Here is a 2,024-nt window from a genome sequence, read left to right as displayed (position 1 = left end):
AGCATGCGGGAATGACGAGGTATGCGGTGTTTCAGGTGTAAAAAACGTCCATCAGGCTTTTGCGACAGCCTCTTTAGGGCGGGGAGGATGCCAATTCACGAAGCTGTTGAGCGGTGAAATCGTGTTGTTGCTGGTTTACGCAAAGGCGAAATTCGACAATTAGCGACCAGAGTTTTTACTGAAGGTGAAGGAAAAATTTGATGACAAGACGAAATAAGCCAGCGATCGATCCGGAAATGCTCGAATTCGAGGCAGCTTTGCTGCGGAGCATTGATGACGGGCTACGAGGGGAGGGGCGAAAAACCAGGCCGGAGCAAATTGAGGTTCGGCGGCGTGGTCGTCCAGTCGGCAGTGTGAAGCTTGCGCCCAAAGTGGCGACAACGATCCGCTTTGACCAAGACGTGCTGGTAGCCTTGAAGGCTAGCGGGCGCGGCTGGCAGACTCGTGTAAACGAGGCCATGCGCGAGTGGCTGGTTTTACATTCTGAGACTTAAAAATTGTAAAATATTGAGCAACAGAAAACATCTCACTCAATCACCAGGCAAGGACGGCTTCCTCATCCGCGCTATCCTTCCCTGCCCAAACTCGACGGCTTTCCTGTAGTTTGCTGCCCAAGCGATCGCTTGGACGAGGCTGGTCGCGCATCTGGTCAAACTTGTGGTGGGGCGAGCAGAGCTGCGATTGATCTGCTGTAGTGGAAATATCGGTTCGCAAGCAGGGCCTGTTGGCGTCTCTTTTGCGCACCTCAGCCGACACCGGGTAGAGGCAAAGCCTGGTCAAGGGCATATTAAAACAGCGAGCCAAGGACAGCGACTGTGTTTGGGGCATATCGGCTATCGGCTTGCGCGGAACGTTTGGCCGAAAAACATCAGCAAAGTTCGTAAGCTGGAGCGGGTGAAGGGAATCGAACCCTCGTATGAAGCTTGGGAAGCTGCCGTTCTACCATTGAACTACACCCGCGATCCCCACATTCTACGCGGGTTTCAAGGGTGTTGACAACTTCCGGCGATGGCTGCTGTGAGCGAAAATGTGATGGCCTTTATTTCCTTACTGTGATGGCTTCTATTCTTTAGAAATTGTTCCGAATTGAACAGTACCATGACAACATAGCAGCGAAAAATTCTGGGAACCAACTTAATCTAAGTTAATCAACATTATCTCGTCCACTCATCCAATCAGGTTCTATCTCACCAAATTCAAAATGCAATGTATTTGGTTCTATTTCAAGCTCAATATCATCTACTTCATTTGATTTGTTAGGAATACGCAAAACAATAGAAACCGATTCATCGAAATTATCCGTGACTAGACCGTTTCCCATAGAAATATATTCTTTATCAATTCCATCCCATTTCTGAAATGAATAACTTCCAATAAATGTACCTTGCACTTGGAGACTAAAAATTACAGAGACTCCCTCCTGATCAATATCAGTAACTTTAATGGCATTTGGCACATCTTCAAATGTACATTTATTCAACTCAACATAAAACTCATCTTCTTCATATTCAAATTGTGAATAAACATCACTGATAACAGCTTCGCTCCATTCGAAGTCTTTAATTTCCTCTTCAATCCTTAAGAAAATTTTCGAGTTTCCATCATTTAAGTCTCGTCGCAGACCCTTAATCATATGTTGGACGGCCTCGTCCGGTGTTTGAAAAAGTGCAAGCGCAGTTGCAAGTTCTTTTACATGATGCAACCTATCGGATATTTCACAATACGATATCCAATCACCGTCTCTGGATACAACAACTATTTCGGTATCCTCATCTAACGCCCAATTTTCAAGGGTCTTTAACGCAATTGCGTCTGGAAACTCAGATTTTTTGTTATTTTCCTTCTGAAACGGGGGTTCATTACCAAAGTAACTACTGAGAAGGTCACTGACATTAATATAGTCATCGGAGTTCAAAACTAAGGTACCAGAATCTGCTAAAAAACTGTCGATTATAGTGGATCCACATATCCGGACAACAGTTTAAACTAGTGTCTGTCGAAAAGAGACGAGGCAGACCATGAGT

The 2,024-nt window shown here is 45.3% G+C and carries 2 protein-coding genes and 1 tRNA gene; 1 reads left to right on the top strand and 2 read right to left on the bottom strand.

The window, feature by feature from the left end; translation table 11 throughout:
* Positions 1-200 precede the first annotated feature (200 nt).
* Positions 201-494 carry a BrnA antitoxin family protein gene (locus tag QN359_RS19615; RefSeq protein WP_322249633.1) on the top strand — a complete coding sequence of 98 codons (294 nt, stop codon included), beginning with the start codon at positions 201-203 and terminating at the stop codon, positions 492-494.
* Positions 495-886: 392 nt separating this feature from the next.
* On the opposite strand, the gene QN359_RS19610 is transcribed toward QN359_RS19615, so the two are convergent.
* Positions 887-960, bottom strand: a tRNA-Gly gene (locus QN359_RS19610).
* Positions 961-1,144: 184 nt separating this feature from the next.
* Entirely contained in the window at positions 1,145-1,951 is an 807-nt protein-coding gene (locus tag QN359_RS19605; protein ID WP_323493622.1) for a PIN domain-containing protein, read from the bottom strand.
* Positions 1,952-2,024: the final 73 nt, after the last annotated feature.

This window comes from Undibacterium sp. 5I2 (assembly GCF_035019605.1).
Lineage (GTDB): Bacteria > Pseudomonadota > Gammaproteobacteria > Burkholderiales > Burkholderiaceae_D > Undibacterium.
This window is presented reverse-complemented; position numbering and strand designations above follow the sequence as displayed.